The 19,448-nt window shown below is 45.2% G+C and carries 18 protein-coding genes; 14 read left to right on the forward strand and 4 right to left on the reverse strand.

The window, feature by feature from the left end; genetic code table 11:
- Positions 1 to 18 precede the first annotated feature (18 nt).
- Entirely contained in the window at positions 19 to 492 is a 474-nt protein-coding gene (locus MOZ60_RS03020; protein WP_277655064.1) for a peptidylprolyl isomerase, read from the reverse strand.
- A 71-nt stretch (positions 493 to 563) separates the two neighbouring features.
- Between MOZ60_RS03020 and MOZ60_RS03025 the strand changes: the two genes are divergently transcribed.
- The 6 genes from MOZ60_RS03025 (at position 564) to MOZ60_RS03050 (ending at position 10,215) form a co-directional block, all read left to right on the forward strand.
- A complete protein-coding gene (locus MOZ60_RS03025; RefSeq protein WP_370595606.1) occupies positions 564 to 1,517 on the forward strand; it encodes a 4-alpha-glucanotransferase in 954 nt (317 codons plus the stop codon).
- 80 nt (positions 1,518 to 1,597) lie between these two features.
- Positions 1,598 to 2,452 carry an undecaprenyl-diphosphate phosphatase gene (locus MOZ60_RS03030; RefSeq protein WP_370595607.1) on the forward strand — a complete coding sequence of 285 codons (855 nt, stop codon included), beginning with the start codon at positions 1,598 to 1,600 and terminating at the stop codon, positions 2,450 to 2,452.
- Positions 2,453 to 2,593: 141 nt separating this feature from the next.
- A complete protein-coding gene (gene pyrG / locus MOZ60_RS03035) occupies positions 2,594 to 4,210 on the forward strand; it encodes a CTP synthase (protein WP_425349072.1) in 1,617 nt (538 codons plus the stop codon).
- 18 nt (positions 4,211 to 4,228) lie between these two features.
- Positions 4,229 to 5,767, forward strand: a complete 1,539-nt coding sequence (guaA, locus tag MOZ60_RS03040) for a glutamine-hydrolyzing GMP synthase (protein ID WP_370595608.1) — start codon at positions 4,229 to 4,231, stop codon at positions 5,765 to 5,767.
- A gap of 1,275 nt (positions 5,768 to 7,042) precedes the next feature.
- On the forward strand, positions 7,043 to 8,788 hold the full coding sequence (locus MOZ60_RS03045; protein ID WP_370595609.1) for a site-specific integrase: 1,746 nt from the start codon (positions 7,043 to 7,045) through the stop codon (positions 8,786 to 8,788).
- Positions 8,788 to 10,215 (forward strand): hypothetical protein, encoded by a 1,428-nt coding sequence (locus MOZ60_RS03050; RefSeq protein WP_370595610.1) that lies wholly within the window; start codon positions 8,788 to 8,790, stop codon positions 10,213 to 10,215. Before MOZ60_RS03045 ends, MOZ60_RS03050 begins: the two co-directional genes overlap by 1 nt.
- Here MOZ60_RS03050 and MOZ60_RS03055 read toward each other — a convergent pair.
- Positions 10,185 to 11,126, reverse strand: coding sequence for a hypothetical protein (locus MOZ60_RS03055; protein WP_108775128.1), 942 nt, complete (start codon positions 11,124 to 11,126; stop codon positions 10,185 to 10,187). The two genes, MOZ60_RS03050 and MOZ60_RS03055, sit on opposite strands and share 31 nt — an antisense overlap.
- Positions 11,127 to 11,147: 21 nt before the next feature.
- Positions 11,148 to 11,378 carry a helix-turn-helix domain-containing protein gene (locus MOZ60_RS03060; protein ID WP_167836302.1) on the reverse strand — a complete coding sequence of 77 codons (231 nt, stop codon included), beginning with the start codon at positions 11,376 to 11,378 and terminating at the stop codon, positions 11,148 to 11,150.
- Positions 11,379 to 11,535: 157 nt separating this feature from the next.
- On the opposite strand from MOZ60_RS03060, the gene MOZ60_RS03065 reads away from it, so the two are divergent.
- The 8 genes from MOZ60_RS03065 (at position 11,536) to MOZ60_RS03100 (ending at position 16,530) form a co-directional block, all read left to right on the forward strand.
- Positions 11,536 to 11,736, forward strand: coding sequence for a hypothetical protein (locus MOZ60_RS03065; protein ID WP_108775310.1), 201 nt, complete (start codon positions 11,536 to 11,538; stop codon positions 11,734 to 11,736).
- 2 nt (positions 11,737 to 11,738) lie between these two features.
- A complete protein-coding gene (locus tag MOZ60_RS03070; protein ID WP_370595611.1) occupies positions 11,739 to 12,818 on the forward strand; it encodes a site-specific integrase in 1,080 nt (359 codons plus the stop codon).
- 2 nt (positions 12,819 to 12,820) lie between these two features.
- On the forward strand, positions 12,821 to 13,153 hold the full coding sequence (locus MOZ60_RS03075) for a plasmid mobilization protein (RefSeq protein ID WP_108775125.1): 333 nt from the start codon (positions 12,821 to 12,823) through the stop codon (positions 13,151 to 13,153).
- A 319-nt stretch (positions 13,154 to 13,472) separates the two neighbouring features.
- On the forward strand, positions 13,473 to 13,688 hold the full coding sequence (locus tag MOZ60_RS03080; protein WP_108775124.1) for a helix-turn-helix domain-containing protein: 216 nt from the start codon (positions 13,473 to 13,475) through the stop codon (positions 13,686 to 13,688).
- A 12-nt stretch (positions 13,689 to 13,700) separates the two neighbouring features.
- Positions 13,701 to 14,303: a DUF1819 family protein gene (locus tag MOZ60_RS03085; RefSeq protein ID WP_108775123.1), complete on the forward strand. Its 603-nt coding sequence runs from the start codon at positions 13,701 to 13,703 to the stop codon at positions 14,301 to 14,303.
- Between the two features lies 1 nt (position 14,304).
- Positions 14,305 to 14,934 (forward strand): DUF1788 domain-containing protein, encoded by a 630-nt coding sequence (locus MOZ60_RS03090; protein WP_108775122.1) that lies wholly within the window; start codon positions 14,305 to 14,307, stop codon positions 14,932 to 14,934.
- Between the two features lie 14 nt (positions 14,935 to 14,948).
- Positions 14,949 to 15,983, forward strand: coding sequence for a BREX system P-loop protein BrxC (gene brxC, locus MOZ60_RS03095; protein ID WP_445972108.1), 1,035 nt, complete (start codon positions 14,949 to 14,951; stop codon positions 15,981 to 15,983).
- A gap of 4 nt (positions 15,984 to 15,987) precedes the next feature.
- Complete coding sequence (locus MOZ60_RS03100) at positions 15,988 to 16,530, forward strand: hypothetical protein (RefSeq protein ID WP_445972109.1); 543 nt, start codon at positions 15,988 to 15,990, stop codon at positions 16,528 to 16,530.
- A gap of 80 nt (positions 16,531 to 16,610) precedes the next feature.
- Here the strand turns inward: MOZ60_RS03100 and MOZ60_RS03105 are convergent, their stop codons facing one another.
- On the reverse strand, positions 16,611 to 17,831 hold the full coding sequence (locus MOZ60_RS03105; RefSeq protein ID WP_002575857.1) for a Mef(A)/Tet(V) family efflux MFS transporter: 1,221 nt from the start codon (positions 17,829 to 17,831) through the stop codon (positions 16,611 to 16,613).
- Between the last annotated feature and the right edge of the window lie 1,617 nt (positions 17,832 to 19,448).

The raw sequence follows: 19,448 nt of genomic DNA on the forward strand, positions 1-19,448 counted from the left end.
GTTCCTTTTTTGCGTTCTTTATTCTTCAATCCAGACTTTCTTCATGATGACCGGCTGATTCGGACGATCCATGAAGTTGGTTGGCGTGTTGGCAATATGATCAACAACATCCATGCCTTCTACAACATGGCCGAAGGCAGCGTACTGACCATCCAGATATGGGGCATCATCATGCATGATGAAGAACTGGCTGCTGGCAGAGTTGTAATCCTGGGCTCTGGCCATGGAAATCACACCGCGGACATGATGAATAGGATTGTTCACGCCATTGGCGGCAAATTCACCCTTGATGTTCTCTTTGGCACCGCCAGTGCCGTTTCCTGAGGGATCGCCGCCCTGGATCATGAATCCTTTGATAATACGGTGGAAGGTCAGGCCGTCATAGAAGCCTTCCTTGACCAGTTTGCGGAAATTAGCCGCTGTAATCGGGGCTGCCTGATCATCGAGCTCAATCTTGATCTGACTGCCGTCTTCCATTTCAATAATTACCATGAAATCTCCTCGCTTTTCTTTTAACAGTGATAACGATACACTACAAAGGAAAGAAAAAGAAGGAAAATGACATGAGAAAAACAGGGATTGCAATGTCAGTGGAAAAGATATCGGTGCGGGAAGGCTGCGGCACTTTTGGCAAAGAGACGAAGCAGTTTGTCCATACGCTTGCCGAAAAAGGGGTGGATGCATGGTATGTACCCTGCCTGCAGGCATCAATGAATGACAGCTGTACATCGTACTATGCGCTGGATCCGGTATATCTTGATATTGAAACACTGTACCAGCAGAAACTGGTCGAAGAACCTTTTGCCAGAATGAAAGAAGGACTGTCAAAAGATCAGATCCGGATCATGAAAGGACCATGGTTTTTTCAGGCGTGGCACAATTTCAAGCCGGATTATAACTTTGCCAACTTTGCTTATCAAAACTGGCTGCGGGATGAAGCGGTCTATGCGTGCTTTCAAAAGAAATTCAATGGCTCTGCATGGCAGACATGGCCTCAGGCGTATCGGGATGAACCGCTGACGGGCAGCATTGATCTGCATGAATTCACCGATGACATTCTGTATGAGACATTCCTGCAGTATGAACTGTTTCTGCAGTGGAATGCCATACGTCAGGAAGCGGCTGATGCAGGGATCGAGATCATTGGCGAAATGCCGGAAACGATCAGCGGATTCGGTGCGGAAAGATGGGCACATCGTGAGGAAAGTGATGAAGATGCACTTTGGCTGGATCATATGAACTATTCCGGCCGGATCATGAATGTGGTTTCTCTGCATCAGAAAGAAAGCGTGATTGGTGCCAGTCTTTTGAAGCAGCTGAAAGAGAAGAATCCGGAGCTGGAGATGATCCTCTGGGATACAGAAAGGCATGATGATCTGCAGGGATATCTGCGTGGGGCGGTACTGGAAGATCATTGGCCAGGCGGGGATGTCATTGATGTGCGCGGCAGGAAAGACTGGAAGGACATAGATGATGGCGGCGGAAAGATGATCATCATGGATCCTGGGCAGGATTGAGTGCATTGTTTATAAATCTTAAGGATATGCATGGTGATGTGTGATATAATCCAGTCTGTTTTTGAAAGGTGGAAACACGTATGTCAGTAATACTGAATATTTTGAAGTCCATTGTGTTTGGCATCGTGCAGGGCGTGACCGAATGGCTGCCGATCAGTTCAACCGGTCACCTGATCCTGCTGGAAAAGTTCATGCCGCTGAATGTGTTCGGGGCAGATGCAGCAGCGAACACAGCTTTCTGGGATATGTATAAAGTTGTCATTCAGTTTGGCTCCATCATTGCCGTGATGCTGCTGTACTGGCATAAGCTGTGGCCGTTTGAAAAGGGTTATTCCGAGAAGAAAAAGCGCAGTATTCTGCGTCTTTGGATCAAGATCATTGTGGCAACGGTTCCGGCCGCCATTGTCGGCTTCCTGCTGGATGACTGGATCGATGCCAAAATGAGCACGCCGATTGTCATTGCCATTGCCTTGATCGCTTATGGCGTTGCCTTTATCTTCCTGGAGAAGAGAGAGCATCAGTATGAAGTCACAGAGATCAGACAGATTTCCTATAAGAAAGCACTGGAGGTTGGTGCCTTCCAGTGTCTGGCTCTGATTCCGGGTACTTCCCGTTCCGGTTCTACGATTCTTGGTGCAACCCTGCTGAAGTTTGACCGTCCGACGGCCGCTGAGTTCTCCTTCTACATGGCTATTCCGGTCATGTTCGGTGCTTCTTTGCTCAAGATTGTCAAGATGCTTGCCAAGGGCGTTGTGATGTCCGGTGCAGCATGGCTTGTCCTGCTGGTCGGCATGCTTGTTTCATTTGTGGTATCTGTGGCTGTCATCAAGTATCTGATGGCCTATATCCGCAAGCATGACTTCACTGTATTCGGCAAGTATCGCATTGCACTTGGTATTCTGGTATTGATCCTGGCAATCTTCAAAGTTCTCTAAAAAACAGTTGCCCTCAGGCGGGCACAGTGTTATCATTCTTTGCGTCGTAAAGGGCATTAAAAAAAACGGCTTTTGAAGCCGCGTGGATTTAGTGCCCTTTTTCTTTGTTTATCGGGTTGGAAAGGATGGGAGTTGAACATCATGAAGTATATTTTCGTTACAGGCGGTGTCGTATCAGGACTTGGCAAAGGCATTACAGCAGCGTCCCTTGGCAGACTGCTGAAGCAGAGAGGCTTCAAGGTTATTTCGCAGAAACTGGATCCATATATTAATGTAGATCCGGGTACGATGTCTCCTTATCAGCATGGCGAAGTCTTTGTCACAGAAGATGGTGCCGAGACAGACCTTGATCTGGGCCACTATGAGCGTTTCATCGATGAGAATCTGAACCAGTATTCCAATCTGACTACCGGCAAGGTGTACTGGAATGTACTGCAGAAGGAGCGCCGTGGTGAATATCTGGGTGAGACAGTCCAGATCATTCCGCATATTACCAATGAGATCAAGCGTTTCATCTATAGTGTCGGCAAGCGTGCCGATGCGGATATCGTCATCACCGAGATTGGCGGCACGGTTGGTGACATCGAGTCACAGCCGTTCATTGAAGCGATTCGTCAGATCTCGATTGAAAGACCGCAGGATGTCTGCTTCATTCATGTCACTCTGGTTCCGTATATCAGCGGCTCCAACGAGTACAAGTCCAAGCCGACCCAGCACTCCGTCAAGGAACTGCAGAACCTTGGCGTACGTCCGAACATCATTATTGCCCGCTGCGACGGCCGTCTGCCGCAGAACGTCAAGCAGAAGATTTCCCTGTTCTGCAACGTCAAGTCGGACTGCGTCATTGAAAATACAACCGTCGGCGATCTGTATGAGGCACCGGTTATGCTGGAACAGCAGAACCTGTCTTCTATTGTCTGCCGTGAGCTCCATATTGATCCGGGTTCCATCGATCTGAGCGAGTGGTATGAAATGCTTGAAAGAATCCACAAGGCAGATGAGGATGTCACAGTTGCCCTGGTTGGTAAGTATGTGGCTCTGCATGATGCGTATCTTTCTGTCGTGGAATCCCTTAAGCACGGCGGTTATGAGAATGGCGCCCATGTCCATATCAAGTGGGTGGAAAGTGAAGATGTGACGGATGAAAGTGCACCGGCAATCTTCCGTGATGTGCAGGGCATCATTGTCCCGGGCGGCTTTGGTGACAGAGGCATTGAAGGCATGATTGCCTCGGCAAAATATGCCAGAGAGCACAATGTGCCGTATCTGGGTCTGTGTCTGGGCATGCAGATTGCAACAATTGAGTTTGCCCGTGATGTTCTTGGCTACAAGGATGCCAACTCCAATGAGTTTGATCCATCTTCCAGGCATAAGGTCATTGACTTCATGCATGGTCAGAGTGATGACATTGATAAGGGCGGCACAATGCGTCTTGGTGCCTATCCGTGTGTGATCCGCAAGGGTTCTCTGCTGGAGAAGTGCTATGGCGTTGACCAGATTTCAGAACGCCACCGCCACAGATATGAGTTCAATAACGACTATCGTGAAGACTTTGAGAAGAATGGCATGAACATCGTCGGTACATCCCCGGATGGAAAGCTGGTTGAGGCAATTGAATGCCCGTCTGACCGCTTCTATGTCGGCGTGCAGTATCACCCGGAGTTCAAGTCCCGTCCTAACAAGGCACATCCGCTGTTCCGAGGCTTTGTATCGGCAGTACTGGATACCAAGCATGCAAAGGCAAAAGATGCCGCTTAATTGACAGGAGATGCATCAATGGAAAAAATTATCGTACTGGACTTTGGCGGACAGTATAAGCAGCTGATTGCCCGCCGGGTCCGTGAAAATCACGTATACTGTGAGATTCATCCCTATACAACACCGCTGGAAAAGCTGAAGGAAATGAATCCGAAGGGCATTATTCTGACCGGTGGACCAGACAGTGTCTACCTGGAAGATTCTTTGTCCTATGATCCAAAGCTGTTTGAACTTGGCATTCCGGTGCTTGGCATCTGCTATGGTGCCCAGCTGATGGCATATCTTCTCAAAGGTGAAGTCAAAACAGCACCGGTCTCAGAATATGGCCATACAGAAGTCCATGCGGATACAGAAAAGTCGGTATTGCTGCATGATTGGAAGGAAACTTCTACCGTCTGGATGTCTCATACAGATTACATTGCCAAGGCACCGGAAGGCTTTACGGTAACTGCCCATACCCAGGTATGCCCGGTCGCAGCCATGGAGAATCCGGAAAAGAAGCTGTATGCTGTGCAGTTCCATCCGGAAGTTGTCCATACCGAAGAAGGACAGAAGCTGTTCCATTCATTTGTGTATGACATCTGCCACTGTGCCGGTGACTGGAAGATGGATTCCTTTGTGGAAACATCTGTACAGGAACTGCGTAAGAAGATCGGCAATGGCAAAGTGCTGTGTGCTCTGTCCGGCGGCGTAGATTCTTCTGTATGCGCGGTCCTGCTGTCAAAGGCAGTAGGCAAGCAGCTGACCTGTGTCTTTGTGGACCACGGCCTGCTGCGCAAAGATGAAGGCGATGAAGTCGAAGCAGTCTTTGGCCCCAATGGTCCCTATGAGCTCAACTTTGTCAGAGTCAATGCTCAGGATTACTTCTATGAAAAGCTCAAGGGTGTATCCGATCCTGAGCAGAAGAGAAAGATCATCGGTGCTGAGTTCATCAATGTCTTTGAAAAAGAAGCAAAGAAAATCGGGAAGGTGGATTTCCTTGCCCAGGGAACCATTTATCCGGATGTTGTAGAATCCGGCATTGGCAAGGGTGCAGTCATCAAGTCCCATCACAATGTCGGCGGTCTGCCGGATCATGTTGATTTCAAGGAAATCGTGGAGCCGTTAAGAACGCTGTTCAAGGATGAAGTCAGACAGGTTGGCCTGGAACTTGGCATTCCCGGAAAGCTGGTCTTCAGACAGCCATTCCCGGGACCAGGGCTTGGCATCCGCATTGTTGGTGAGGTGACGGCAGAAAAGGTCAGAATTGTCCAGGAGGCAGATGCCATCTTCCGCCAGGAACTTGAAAAAGCAGGTGTGGATACCGGCAAAGGACAGTTTTTTGCAGCTCTGTCCAATATGCGCTCCGTCGGTGTCATGGGTGATCACAGAACCTATGACTATGCCGTTGTACTAAGAGGTGTACTGACATCTGATTTCATGACCGCCGAAGCAGCCAACCTTGACTGGAAGCTGCTGCAGACATGCATGAACAGAATTATCAATGAGGTAAAAGGTGTCAACCGTGTCATGTATGATCTTACCTCAAAGCCTCCCGGAACCATCGAGCTGGAATAATACCGTGTGGCTTACAGGTGTCCGGAAACGACTTAAACAAGGCGTTTTCCGGATACCTGTTTTTTCTTTGATCCCATTTTGACCACAAATATTCTTTCAAAGTGGCGTTTAATATCAAATAAATAATATTTAATTCAAAGCACGCTAACGCCATTTCAACAGATATGGTATATTACTGGTATGGAAAATCAAGATGATCTTTTGAAAGAACTGGTAATGAAAATCCGTACTTTTATGCAGGAACACCATGGTGAGGATCTGCGGAAGTTTTTGCGCTTTGAAGGTTACGGAATCATTGAAGATTACCAAGAGGCAGAATCCTGTTTGCTTCGGTATAAACTACCGATTGAGACACAGGCCAATTTGATCGTGGCGGCGTATTCTATTCGGCTGAAAGTTGAAATGAATCGTCCGCATAATGTGGACGGAAGAAAGACAGCATTACAGAATTTCAAAACTTCCTATGCGAAAAGTCCCAAACTTTCGAAAGTGTCAGCTGAACAATTTGGAGAATTTTATAAGGCGGTTTGTTGTGTGAAACTTACACACGGGAATGAATTTTCCGTCGGAAAAAATCTGAAAAGTGCTGTTGGTCTGATCACGGATTTCTCTCCGGATGATGAAGCAAAAATCAATCTGATCAGATTTTTTGTGAATGACTTTAACAGATTCATAGGGCTGATCAAAAGCAAAAATCCGGATGTTACTAACACAGACATTAAAAATTTAGCTGCGATCAGAAATAAAATTCCGGCAATCAAATATTCATTTCCGGAGATCGTTTCGTGCCTGAAAAGTGATGAAAGTGAAAACACTTATGTGCTCGAGAACAATAAATTGTTTTATGATTTCACATCAAAATTCGGTGACAATGATGGTGCACTTGTAATAAATCCATCACCGTTTTTTGTGAGAAAGTGGTTGGATGATCGCTCAATTTCCAGACAGAAAGTTACGTTTGCGGTATCGGAAATGAATGAACTCTCTCTGTATCAATCCGGTGTTTATCCGGAAAATGTTTCCTGGATTTCATCGAAAAAGCTGACGGACTTCATTCAAAGATACGGAAGAAATCATACAAACATTCTTTACTTTGACAGAAAATTTTCTGCGGAAAGTGATGTGAAACTGATTGCGGAAACGTACCGGCAGATGTATTTGCCAATCAAAAATCTTATGATCTTCGGAAGCGATACACAGATAAATGACGTGACCAAAGTCATCGTTTCGGAAAATCAATTCTCACAATGTCAGGTGCAGTTACTTCCGCCAGACATGAATTACAACACAAATCCGAAGCGGAAAATGTTTGTCTGGTTCTCCGGTAATGATCGTGTCGCAACAGAAACAAAGATCATTCAGTATAAGACTGTCACACAATATCAGGATCAGTATCTTGAAAGGAAACCGTTTGTCATTACAGCAGATCGTTCTGTTATTTCTTCGTACAGATCTTTCTATCACGGTGCTGAATATGACACATTGTTGAAAACCGGAAGGCAGCGCCGTAAGCCACAGCTATATTCATTTTCAAATGAAATTACGATTGCTTATAAGCTGAGAAAGAACAAAGACCTGTTCCGAATTGATGCCTACATCGTTAATCCGTCAGACGGAAAATCAATGGTTCCCGGAACGGAAAAGAGTGTCCGCAGTGTTTCGGAAGACGGAATTATTAACTGGCTTGATTCTGTTTACCCGTACTCAACCGTAGAAACAAAAGAAGAAATATTTTCGATTCGTGACAAAGCAACAGAACTTTTTGAAAACAATAATTCACAGATTTCGTTGAAAACATTCCTGTATATTCATTCGGAATACGATGTGTTGTATGCGGAGCATCCGGAGTGGATGAGGAAGGCTTTGAATAAGATCGGAGACCTGCCACCTTTGTATGTGACGGATGAAATCATCAACAATGCAGTTGAAGAATTGTTCGAAGGCTTTGAAAGTCTGAAAGTAAAGTCATTCATTGTTTATTCTCTTTCCGGTGTTTTTGACCGTGCGGTGGAACAGAAACTGATGGAAGAGAATCCTTTGAAGAAGGCGGCGAGACAGATCAGCAACTTTGACCGTCGTTACTATGAAGTCCGTAACAGCCTTGTGAAACGGCACTTTTCTTTAAAAGAAATGACCGGCATTTACAAAACGGCATTGCGTAATTACAAAGATGATTCACGTTATCTTGGCATTCTGATCAAGCTGCTGACCGGTATTGATACAAGTGCTGTCTGTGCATTGAAGTGGAAGGACATTGTTCGTGTACCGTCATTTCCGGAAGAAAAATTTTATCAGTTTGTGATACGGAGAAAGGTTTCTTTCAACGGAAAGACTTACCAACCGTTTTCAAAAAAAGAGTCTTACAGACTGGTTCCGATACCGGATTTGTTGGCGGATCTTCTGAAGGAAGAACAGCAGAAACAACTGACCGCATACAATCTGAGTGATGCCAGTGAATTGGCTGAACAGTCGGTTGTTGGTAATGGCACGGTTGTCTTGAACGGATTTACAAGGGTGGTGACACCGTCAAATCTGAATGAACTGTGCCGTAAAGTCCTTCGGAAATATCTGAAGAAAAATGAAATTGATCTGTCTTCCAGTGACCAGGAAGAGAGAATCATTGATCTTAATGGTTATAGTGGTGACAATTTCAAATCAAATTACAGACACTGGGCACTTGAAGAATGTGCTTTTGAAGAGTGTGAAACGGATTATCTTTTGGGCAATGTTCCGGATATGACCTTTGCCAGAAATTACTGTGATTTTGGTAATCCTGCCTCACAGATGATCCTGAAACTAAAGCAGGAAAGAATTGCCAGACTGGTGCAGAAACAAACGGACACGTATGTGGTCTTTAGACAACTGGATGGAAGTCACGTTTTCTGTGAAACAGAAGAAGATGACTGCCACCTCACGGATCTGAGCATACATGCACGGATCAAGGGGGAAAACGCAAAGATCAGAATCAGTTCAAAGTATGGTTTTGAACTGGAAGTAACCGGTGGAAAGAGAGAAAAGTAATGCTGTTTTTTGATATGAAAAGAGAAACACTGACACCAAAAGGCAAGATGAATTTCATTGGTGCGGTGCATAAATACTTTGATTCTTATACACAGGGAATCAATCAGACAACCCGTGACACGTATATCAACCGGTATGAAACCATGATCTTTCCGTATGTCAACACGGCTTTCCCAATGAGTGAATATTCGGAAGAAAACCTGGAAGAACTGCTTTCCGTTATCGGAGAGGAAACAAACTACAGCCGTCTCAGTATCAATACCGATATCCGTCATCTTGTATATGATCCATGTGAAGCGTTCTTCAAAGATCTGCAGAACCTGGATATTGATCATTACAGAATGTGGGGAAACGGATACGATTTTGAAAAGAGAAAGGATGCCAAGGAGGATGTCAATGCTGCGGCAATGCTGATCCGCAGATCATTGTCTGTGAAGGAAGAACTGCTTGTCTGTGACGCTCTGAAAGACCCGGAAACAAGCCAAGGAGAGCTGATCGGACTTACCTTGATGTTTTGCTCGGCTGTCCGTAATAACGAAGCCTGCGGCTTAAATTGGGGCGGTATCCGTGAAATGCAGGATCATCCCGGATGCTATTACATGCAGATTTATCAGACAACAAAGATCGCAAGCAATGCATTGAAACTGGGTGGAAAAACTTATAACGCACCCAGGCAGATTCCGGTGATTGACTGTCTTCTTGATCTTCTGCAGAAAAGAAAATCATTTCTGACAGAGAACATATCATTTCCGTACACGGCGGAAGACGGAACTGTTTACAGGAGTATTGATGAAATGCCGGTTGCCTGTCACGGATCATCATATGGAATCCGGTGCACAAGCAGAAACCTAAGTGATGCCAGTAAAAATCTTCTGAGAGAAAAAGTTAAGATGTCTGAAAAGGAGTATGCGGGTCTTTCATATTTACTGAGACAGGAAAATGATGCGGAAGACGGACTTGTTGAGAAGGATGTGACTACCTATCTTCTGCGCAGAAACATGGCGACACATCTTTATACACTCGGTATGAGTATGCTGGATTCCCAGTACATTATGGGACATTGCATTGAGAATACGCCCTTAAAACGTGTGGACTTTGCTGATGAAGAGTACCTGTACAGACTTTTGAAAATCATGAATAAGCATCCGTTGAATCAAGCTGAGGATCATACTTATAAGCTGAATTCAAGTCTGCACATTGATAATGAACCGTTTGTAAATCTGGAAATATCGGGTTCTGCAGACCTGTACATTGATGTGAGAAACAGAGAAAAAAGAGATACCCTTCGCATTGAGAATATCTCTGATGATCAAACAAACTTGGATGTCCTTGAGAAGCATTCATCCAGAACGGAACAGTCTGAAGTGAATGTGACAGATGAAATCCGGAAAGCTTATCAAATTTCAGAAGCTGGTACAAAACAATAGCGAGGAGTGTCATAGACAGTGATGTCGACAATTGCTTTGTCATTTTCATCATAAATAAGTTTACTTCGTGTAGAAAACACAACGATATCGACAGTCCCGCCAAATTTTTCTTTCTTCGCATTATATTCGTCAAAATACTCGCTTCTTTCCTTTGGATACAAATTAAACACAATATAAACCGGCTTAGTATTACTGTTTTCTACAGAGTAGCTGGCTTTGAGAAAAATATGGTTGTTGAAATACCTATCACCCATATTTTTCAGCTGTTGAGCTATTGCGTTCCTTTCCGGCTGCGAAATAACTCGGCAGGTAAAGACATGAGGATCCGACATGTTGATGTCAGAGAGTCTCTCGTATGTCTCTCCGTCAATCAAAGTATCACCCACACGATAACTGCGTATTTTCCCGTGAATATCATTGATCTTGCATTCGGCATAGGAAGGGGAATCCTTCAGGCCATAATATAGAGCTTCCAGTTTGTAATACTTACTGTTCTTTCTCTGGTCATAAGTATTTTCTTCGTTTTCATCTTCATCAGAGTCTGATAAATTGCTGACTCTGGAAGCATGCGTAGCGCTTGTGGTAGTTGCTGTAGGATTCGTTTTCTTGAAAGGATCAAACACCTTATCGCCGACTGCTACGGAACTTCGGCTAAGTTTCTTGATACCTTGTTTGTAATCTTTGCAATTTGAAAAACGTTTTTCCGGATCTGATTCATTGTGTCGAAAGTAATATGTTGTATATTTCTTTGAGCTTTTGGTAAGAATCATCGGGCATCCGCATTCATGGCACTTAAAAGTAAAATGATCTCTGTAATACTGATATCCTTTTTCTGATCGTATTTCCTCCGCATCCAGAGATTCAAGCTTACTTTCTTCGGGCTGTGTAACAATATCTGCTTTTCTACTCATAATCACCTCAGAATGAACGGTTTACTTTGCAAACTGTTCTTTTTCTTCTTCAGACAGATTCATTTGGATAACATCACCAGGCTGGCAATGAATAAGGATACAGATTGTGTTCAAAGCGTCCATAGAAATATAGGCATTTTTGCGTAATGAACTAAGAGTGCTTTGTGACAAAAGCTTTTCATTACGGATCCGCTGTACCGGATAGCCAGCATCTTTCAATGCTTCAATAACATCAATCTTATATTCAATCATGAGTAACCTCTTCCAATAAGTTAGCACGTTTTGATGAAAGCCACAAAACATTTTTAGACAGCACGGGAAATCGTGTCGACAACACGGAAAACCGTGCTATACTAATAATAGAAGCACGGAAAACCGTGCTATGAGGTAACACATGGAAAATGTACCTATGAGTAACAAAAGATTTCTGACCGCAAAAGATGTCTGCATGTATATGGAAGTATCTCGGTCAATGGCATACAAGATCATCAAAGAATTGAATGATCAGCTGGAAGCGCAGGGTTACCTGACGGTTCCGGGGAAGGTAAGCCGTATCTATTTTGAGGAGAAGACTTACACAGGAAAGTCATCAGAAAGGGAGGCGGACTGATTATGCCGGCTTATAAGGGAAAGGGTAAGAATCCGTGGTTCTGTAAGTTCCGCTACAAGGATTTTGACGGAAAGACCATTTACAAGACCAAACGTGGTTTTTCAACCAAGAGAGAAGCAGTTGAATGGGAACAGGCGTTCAAGATGAAGAACAGTGGTAGCTCCGGCATGACACTGAAGATGTTTTCCGAGAAGTACATGGAGGACATGAAGGGCCGTCTGAAGCCTGATACATGCGTGATGAAGCAATCCCTTATTGATACCTGGATTGTTCCGTATCTCGGAAAATTGCCGATGAATGAGATCACGACAAGGGATGTCATGCAGTGGCAGAACAGACTGATTTCTTATGAGAATTCCAATGGAAAAGGGCTGTCTAAGAGCTATCTGAAGACAATCCATAACCAGTTATCGGCAATGTTCAATCACGGCATGAAATATTACGAACTAAAGTCCAATCCTGCAGCCTTGGCGGGAAATATGGGGACGGACAAAGAAGTGAAAAACAGCTTCTGGACCAAGGAACAATACCTTGCATTTTCTGAAGAAATGAAAGCTGAACCCATCTATTACTATGCCTTTCAGATCCTTTATTGGTGTGGTTTGCGTGAAGGTGAAATGCTGGCTCTGACACCGGATGACATTGATTTTGACAAGAAAATCATCAATGTCACAAAGACATACTACGTACTGAAGGGTAAGGAATACATTACAAAACCCAAGACCTTAAACAGTATCCGGCAGGTTTCAATGCCTGATTTCCTTGTGCATGATCTGCAGGATTATCTGAAAATGCTCTATAAACCTGAACAAAATGAGCGCATGTTTCCACTGACAAAATCTATGCTTTCAAGGGCAATGGACAGGGGATCTGCAAGTGCCGGGCTGCCCAGGATCCGCATTCATGATCTGAGACATTCTCATGTCAGTTTACTGATTCATATGGGGTGGTCTCCACTTACGATCGGTCAGCGAGTCGGTCACAGCAGTGTTTACATCACATATCACTATGCACATATGTTCCCAGATGATCAGCAAAAGCTTGCTGATTCACTGGATGAGCTGAAGAAAGGAGGTGAGTGACAATGTCAGCAAAAAATGTTGATCAGAAAGGCAGATGGCGTACCAAATTCATCGGTATCCGCATGTCCGAAGAAGAAAATGAGCAATTGGATAAGCTTGTGAAACTCTCCGGTCTGAGCAAGCAGGACTACATTATGCAGTGCGTTCTTAACCATGGGGTCGTGGTTCAGGGCAATCCACGTGTGTTTTACCAGATGAATGCACAGGTCAAAGAGCTTCTCGATGAAGTGAAAAGACTGCAGACTCTAGATCAGTTGAGTGATGAGCAAATTGAACTGATGAACACGGTGCTTAAACTGTATTCAGAACTGGCAGAACTGTCAGAAGATAAATGAAAATAGTCGTGAATAGTTATGTCTCAATAATAATATTCTGAGAAATGCTTCGTAATGATGTATGCCGGTGAATGAAGCTTGTTCATGTTCATCCATACTTATTGCGAAGCTTTTTGTTGCTCTTAGGGGTGATGCCATCCTTGACATTTCGGAGTTTCGCCATTGAAAGAAATTATGCAGGTTATCATTAATTACTCCTTTATTGAGAATGAAAAATGTATTTTCTGCAAGCTTCTGTCATTGTTGATCAGTATGACTGATGTTATGATTACCCCAGAAATACTTTATCTGGAAGAATGATCATATAGAGGAATCGGCTATGGCTACTATCAGTTACAACAGACTCTGGAAGCTTCTGATTGACAAGGGTATGAAGAAGAAGGATCTTCGTGAGGCAACGGGAATCAGTTCCAATACGGTTGCCAGAATGGGCAGGAATGAGATCGTATCTCTTGAGGTACTGGTCAAAATATGCGATGTGCTGGACTGTGATCTCGGTGATGTTGCCGAGGTGATTCACTGCAAGGAAGAATAACGGAGGCAATAGATGAAGCGAAATAAATACAGTGCAGGTGCAGTGAAATTTGCCTTCTGGTTCATGGAGTTCCGGAAGGAAGTGGAACTGCTTCAGAGCGGAAAATCCTTTGAAGAGATCAAAGTGCTCAATACACAGGGAAATCTGTTTGGTGCGCAGACACCGGCAAGATCAAAGATGATCTACAGTACGGTTACCAGATGGATCAAAGCACTTGGCAATGATTTCTATGATCTGTTTCTGGAGTCAGATATTGCTACACAGAAGTTGTTCGTGCTGTCCAGCATCATGGCAAATGATACCTTGTTCTTTGACTTCATGTATGAAGTGATCAGAGAAAAGATGTTAATAGGAAGTAATTCGTTTTACGATGCGGATATCCGAGTTTTCTTCCACAATAAACAGATACAGGATGAAGAAGTCGCAAAGTGGACGGATCAGACATTAGGAAGGCTTGGAGCCACTTACAAACAGTATTTACTGAATGCAGGAATGTCGGGTGACGGTAAGAAAGAACGTAAGATTCTGAAACCGATTTTGGATCCATCATTAGAACATTGGCTGCAGGATCATGAGATGGCAGTGATCGTCAAAGCACTGACGGGGGAGGCTTGACATGGCAGAGGAAGAGAGAATTCGCCGCCTTCGTTCATCCAGAAGAAACCTGAATGTGCGTCTTGATGAGATGGACGAGAAGATTCATCGGCCGACTTTCCGCCGGGCGGATGGCAAGGCAAATGAAGTCAATTACTGGGTCTTCGATTACGAACCGGAAGAAGAACTGAAGGTCCGCAACCGGATCAGCCAGATGAAAAAGCGGAATGAAAAAGGGACCGAAGGATTTGAACTGATCGTCTTCGATCTCTATGACATCATCATTGACTATCTGGAATCCAAGAACTTCATCGAGAAGACAGAAAAAATGGAAGAGCGGAATGGACTGGAGCGCGTTGTAAAGGCCGTACAGCGTACACTTCGCATTACCGATAAGGACAACTACCTGGTGCAGTATATCGTGGATCATACGCCGGAAAATGCCGTGGTTTTCATCACCGGTATCGGTAAATGCTATCCGCTTCTGGAGGCACCGGAGGTCTTTAACAAGGTCTTCTATAACATGCCGAAGGAATTCGCTTCCACACCGATGGTTCTGTTCTATCCTGGAACCTATACGGAGCAGGAACTCGTCGTATTCGATGAACGCAAGGAAGACAACTATTACCGGGCATTCCGGATTGCAAGATAGAGAGGAAGAAGAATATGCAGATCAGAGATATGTTTCTGAAGAATATTGACCGTGATCTTCAGGGTGTCATTATCGTAGGTCAGGATGAAAATGCCAATGTGAAGCAGGAACTCGAGGAGTATGTCGTTACCAGGGAACTGCAGAAGCATTTCGCGGACTTCTTCTCCGCTTATAAACAGGGAATCATCGGAAATACCACAAAGACCGGTGTCTGGATTTCCGGCTTCTTCGGATCCGGTAAATCACACTTGCTGAAGATCCTTTCTTATCTTCTGGAAAATAAGGAGATCGCCGGCAAGCATGCGATCGATTACTTCATCGATGACAACAAGATCTCCGATGCTTCTGTATTGGCAGACATGCAGCTGGCAGCGCAGACACCCACGGACGTCGTGCTGTTTAATATCGATTCCAAGAGCGAGTCGAATGGTAAAGAGAACAAGGATGCGATCGTCAATGTCTTCCTGAAAGTCTTCAATGAGATGCAGGAATTCTGCGGTTCGATCCCGTATCTGGCAGATCTGGAAAAACAGCTCTCTGATAAGGGAAGATATGAGGAATTTAAGCAGAAATTTGAGGACGCCACCGGGGATTCCTGGGAGAGTTCCCGCAATGACTTTGACTTCATTCAGGATGATATCGTCGATGTTCTCGCTGACATGGGCTTCATGAGTGAAGATGCGGCAAGGAACTGGTGCGAGAAGGCGTCCGGCACCTATCAGATCAGCATTGAAGACTTTGCCAAGCGTGTTAAGAAGTACATCGACAGCAAGGGCAATAGCCATCATGTTGTCTTCGCTGTGGATGAAGTCGGCCAGTATATCGGTGACAACCGTGCGCTGATGCTGAACCTGCAGACACTGGAAGAAGATCTCGGCAGAGAGTGCATGGGCAAGGCATGGATCATCGTGACTTCCCAGCAGGATATCGACTCTGTCGTGAAGGTTATCGGCAATGATTTTTCCAAGATTCAGGGACGTTTCGATACGAGGCTTTCCCTGTCTTCTGCAAACGTAGATGCCGTCATCAACAGACCTGCGTTTGAGTGATGAAATGATTGACCTGCTGAAAAGCGGGAGGATAGACAATACCCTGCTGTGTGAGCTGGCGGCGCACCCGGATTTCCCCCGGCTGATGGCTGACCTTGAAATCTATGTGAACGGAACGGCACTGAAACAGGCGCAGGGTGCAAACGCCATAGTGGACACGATGAGCGCAACTGTTATAAAAAAGCATAATCCTGGCATGAGTGATACGCAGTTAAGACAGCTTATCACCGCCCATATTGATGAGGACGAGTTTTGCCGCTATGTGATACAACGGGACATAAACGGGATTGCCCTTGCTCTGCGGGAAACACACAAGGACGATTTTTTCAGCGTCCCAGAGGATAACCCGCTAAAAGAAATGCTGGAAACTGCTGGTGAAATCGTCAGCCAGGACAGCGACACGGAACAAGCGTACTTGGCGTTTATCTGCAAACGGCTCAAGCTGAATTTTAGGAAGCTGTCAGTAGAAGAACGGAAGTGGCTGAAAAAGATTGCGGAAAAATCCGACTTGCTGAAGAATCCAAAACCGCAGAGAGGACGAAGATAAAAAATGCCTGAACGGCGGTTCTGGTTTTTCAGAACCACCATCCAGGCATTTTGTTTAGTAATAGAAAAAGGTGCAGTTGATTATTGCGTATTGTCAATCTCTCTCAAACCGGGTAGTAAAAATACGGCAAGCGCAACGATGATAATGCCAATTCCGCAAATGACAAACCATTTCTCAACTCCCAGCCGCTCCGCCAGAGGCCCGGAAATGACAAGGCCAAACGGCATGGCGAGGGAAGCGGCGCTTGTCAGTAGAGAAAAAACTCTCCCCAGATATTCTGGTTTGACCGTTTCTTGAAAAATCGCATCTTGCACACCGTAAAATGGAGCGGAAATTCCCATAACAGTACAGCACACAACAAAGACAAGAAATGCGTCTGGCGGCAAAAGCCCGGAGAGCATATTGCTAACGCCCATCAGGAGAACGGAAAGACCGATGGTGTACCGCCGTTTCTTAAAACCGCCCCAAATGCTCAGAATGACTCCGCCAAGCAGCATACCAACCGCAAAAGCAATTTCAGCGGCAGAGGCATGGGCCGGTGTTCCTTTGAAGTATGACATACAGATGAGAGGAAAAAGCGTACTGATTGGCATATAAAAGAACATATAAATTACACCAATCCAGAGCAGAGCAAAGAGGCCCCTGTTTTGCTTTAATACCACATACCCCTCTTTCATATCCTGTAAAAACTGTTGTCTTTTCGTTTCTGGACATAGTTCAGGCGTTGGTATGGACGAAATCGCAACAGTCACACAGGCAAGGATTGCACCCACAATATCTAACAATATAATTGCATTAAGAGGCCAAACAGCATATAAAAACGCTGCGGCAGCTGGACTGATAATCGCACTTACTGCTTGCATGGTCTGCGTGTAACCAGCGCATTTTGTAAGTTCCTCTTTTGGCACAATCATAGGTGTTGCTGCGCTGAATGCTGGAGAATGAAAAGCAGTTCCCGCACTTCGGATTAACAGGACAACCATAATAGACCATACGGGCAATTCCATGTAAAACGCCACCAGCGCCAGAATACCGCCAGCGGCGGCAATTATCAAATCCGCACCAATCATTACGCTTTTACGGCTGTGCCGGTCAACAAAAGCACCTGCAAACGGGCCTAAACAGGCTTGCGGCAAAAATCCAATCAGTGTTGCCGCCGTCAATATGATTGCAGAATTAGTTTTCGCAACCAAATAAAAGATAATGGCCATTTGCAAAATACCGCTGCTAATAAAGGATATTGCTTGTCCGGCAAGAAGTGTAAAATAAGTTTTTCTCCATGAATTGTTGTTTTGGGTCATAATGCGAACCTCCTTTTTTATTGCATTGTTCCTTTGTTTCTGCAATAAAAAGCAGGCGTTGTCCCACAGAGAGGGCAGACGCCTGCATAACAACAAAGCACGAAAAAACACCACGATACAGTTCAAAGACTGCTCGTGTCAAACCTACGTGTTCCTTTGCATACGCACGCAAAAATAGCCCACCATCATGTGGAAAGGTACTTCTACTTTTTATTGCTTATTAGCGTACACAAATTAACACACGTAAGCCTCCTTCCAATCTCAAACTGTCGCACAGTATAACACACATCCGATAGACTTGTCAACCATTTTTAACCTTGTTTTCCATCTTGTTTTTCCATCTCTTACGGGCAGTAGCAAAGCCAGGCGAGCCAGTCAACGGTCAAGATGAACGGCGCTTTCAGCGCCGCCGTTGACAGTCTCGCCCGTCTTTGCTAATGGGTAATCAAGGCGGGAAAGCCATTTTAGGGCTTTCCCGCCCATTTCAATTTTGGGAGAAGAAAGGCCCCAAAATGAACGAGTGCGGCCAAACACTTTTAGGGATTGGCCACCTTGTCCACCCATCCAGCGGGGCGGCGGGGAACGGTCAAGGCCGGGCGTCAGCCCATTCATTTCAGCCTTGACGGTTTCCTGCCGTCCTGCTACTTTTCCCGGAGTGTGGCCACACATCTGGTCACGGTGTCCAGAGCTTTGGTACTTTTTGTCCCATAGGCCGGGGGCGGAGGACGAGGGACGGGGGCTTTCATAATACGCCCTGTCTGCTGCTGAAATCAGCCCTTTGTTTCCGGCTTACCAGCCCCAAACAAAGCCCTGCTTTCCTGCCGCGTCAAATGCCCTTGCCCTCCCCGGCGGCAACGGTATTTTCAGGGCAACGCCGACAGAGCGTATAACACACTACACTTTGCTCCGCAAAGTCGTGTGCCAAATGGGGCGCTGCCCCCTTTGGAAACCCCCGCAACAAACAGGTGCTATGCACCCAGCCGGGAGCATAGCGCCGTTTGTTGTCAGCAGCCCGTTTCACGGTCTGCGTGTAGTTCCTTGTAAACTGACCTAAACAGCCGGTTTAATATCACTTCTGTGAGATATCCGGTTGAAGTATGTGAATACCAATCAATATTCACATGCTGAAGGAAAAATCATAAATAAAAACAAATGTGTCGGTCGGAGAAAGGACTTCTGACGCTCAAACCAATAATGAGAAAAAACTCGTTATTGACAAGACATACTCCTGACCCCATTTTGACCCCACAAAAGATGTGGACGTGATGGAAAACACGGCAATCCGTGCTTTTTGTGGGACTGACCACGACGAAAAAAATTGAAAAGCATGATATTTACAGTTGATACAATCGAGCTGGAATAGAAATATATACAATTTGTGTAATAATAGGGTAGAGTGAGCCGCGTTAGCGGCTCGACCCTCCCGTTGCACCGTACGTACGGTTTTCCGTATACGGCGCTACGTTTGTATTTACTTACGATTATTGAGGTAGTATTCCAACGGGTTGACCAGTCCTGGTCGACCTGTTTTCCTACTTGGCAGGGCCAGTACTTTTGGGCTGAGAGCGTAATTTACCACATCCATTCCACTCCTCCGATACCATCCTAGGCGTGAGT

It is taken from the genome of Grylomicrobium aquisgranense, assembly GCF_033971865.1.
GTDB classification, from domain to species: domain Bacteria; phylum Bacillota_I; class Bacilli_A; order Erysipelotrichales; family Erysipelotrichaceae; genus Bulleidia; species Bulleidia massiliensis.

Bases quoted from the DNA above. Each gene is read 5' to 3' on its own strand.
- MOZ60_RS03020 (WP_277655064.1), bottom strand. From the start codon at position 492: ATGGTAATTATTGAAATGGAAGACGGCAGTCAGATCAAGATTGAGCTC.
- MOZ60_RS03025 (WP_370595606.1), top strand. From the start codon at position 564: ATGAGAAAAACAGGGATTGCAATGTCAGTGGAAAAGATATCGGTGCGG.
- MOZ60_RS03030 (WP_370595607.1), top strand. From the start codon at position 1,598: ATGTCAGTAATACTGAATATTTTGAAGTCCATTGTGTTTGGCATCGTG.
- pyrG (WP_425349072.1), top strand. From the start codon at position 2,594: ATGAAGTATATTTTCGTTACAGGCGGTGTCGTATCAGGACTTGGCAAA.
- guaA (WP_370595608.1), top strand. From the start codon at position 4,229: ATGGAAAAAATTATCGTACTGGACTTTGGCGGACAGTATAAGCAGCTG.
- MOZ60_RS03045 (WP_370595609.1), top strand. From the start codon at position 7,043: ATGAATTACAACACAAATCCGAAGCGGAAAATGTTTGTCTGGTTCTCC.
- MOZ60_RS03050 (WP_370595610.1), top strand. From the start codon at position 8,788: ATGCTGTTTTTTGATATGAAAAGAGAAACACTGACACCAAAAGGCAAG.
- MOZ60_RS03055 (WP_108775128.1), bottom strand. From the start codon at position 11,126: ATGAGTAGAAAAGCAGATATTGTTACACAGCCCGAAGAAAGTAAGCTT.
- MOZ60_RS03060 (WP_167836302.1), bottom strand. From the start codon at position 11,378: ATGATTGAATATAAGATTGATGTTATTGAAGCATTGAAAGATGCTGGC.
- MOZ60_RS03065 (WP_108775310.1), top strand. From the start codon at position 11,536: ATGAGTAACAAAAGATTTCTGACCGCAAAAGATGTCTGCATGTATATG.
- MOZ60_RS03070 (WP_370595611.1), top strand. From the start codon at position 11,739: ATGCCGGCTTATAAGGGAAAGGGTAAGAATCCGTGGTTCTGTAAGTTC.
- MOZ60_RS03075 (WP_108775125.1), top strand. From the start codon at position 12,821: ATGTCAGCAAAAAATGTTGATCAGAAAGGCAGATGGCGTACCAAATTC.
- MOZ60_RS03080 (WP_108775124.1), top strand. From the start codon at position 13,473: ATGGCTACTATCAGTTACAACAGACTCTGGAAGCTTCTGATTGACAAG.
- MOZ60_RS03085 (WP_108775123.1), top strand. From the start codon at position 13,701: ATGAAGCGAAATAAATACAGTGCAGGTGCAGTGAAATTTGCCTTCTGG.
- MOZ60_RS03090 (WP_108775122.1), top strand. From the start codon at position 14,305: ATGGCAGAGGAAGAGAGAATTCGCCGCCTTCGTTCATCCAGAAGAAAC.
- brxC (WP_445972108.1), top strand. From the start codon at position 14,949: ATGCAGATCAGAGATATGTTTCTGAAGAATATTGACCGTGATCTTCAG.
- MOZ60_RS03100 (WP_445972109.1), top strand. From the start codon at position 15,988: ATGATTGACCTGCTGAAAAGCGGGAGGATAGACAATACCCTGCTGTGT.
- MOZ60_RS03105 (WP_002575857.1), bottom strand. From the start codon at position 17,831: ATGACCCAAAACAACAATTCATGGAGAAAAACTTATTTTACACTTCTT.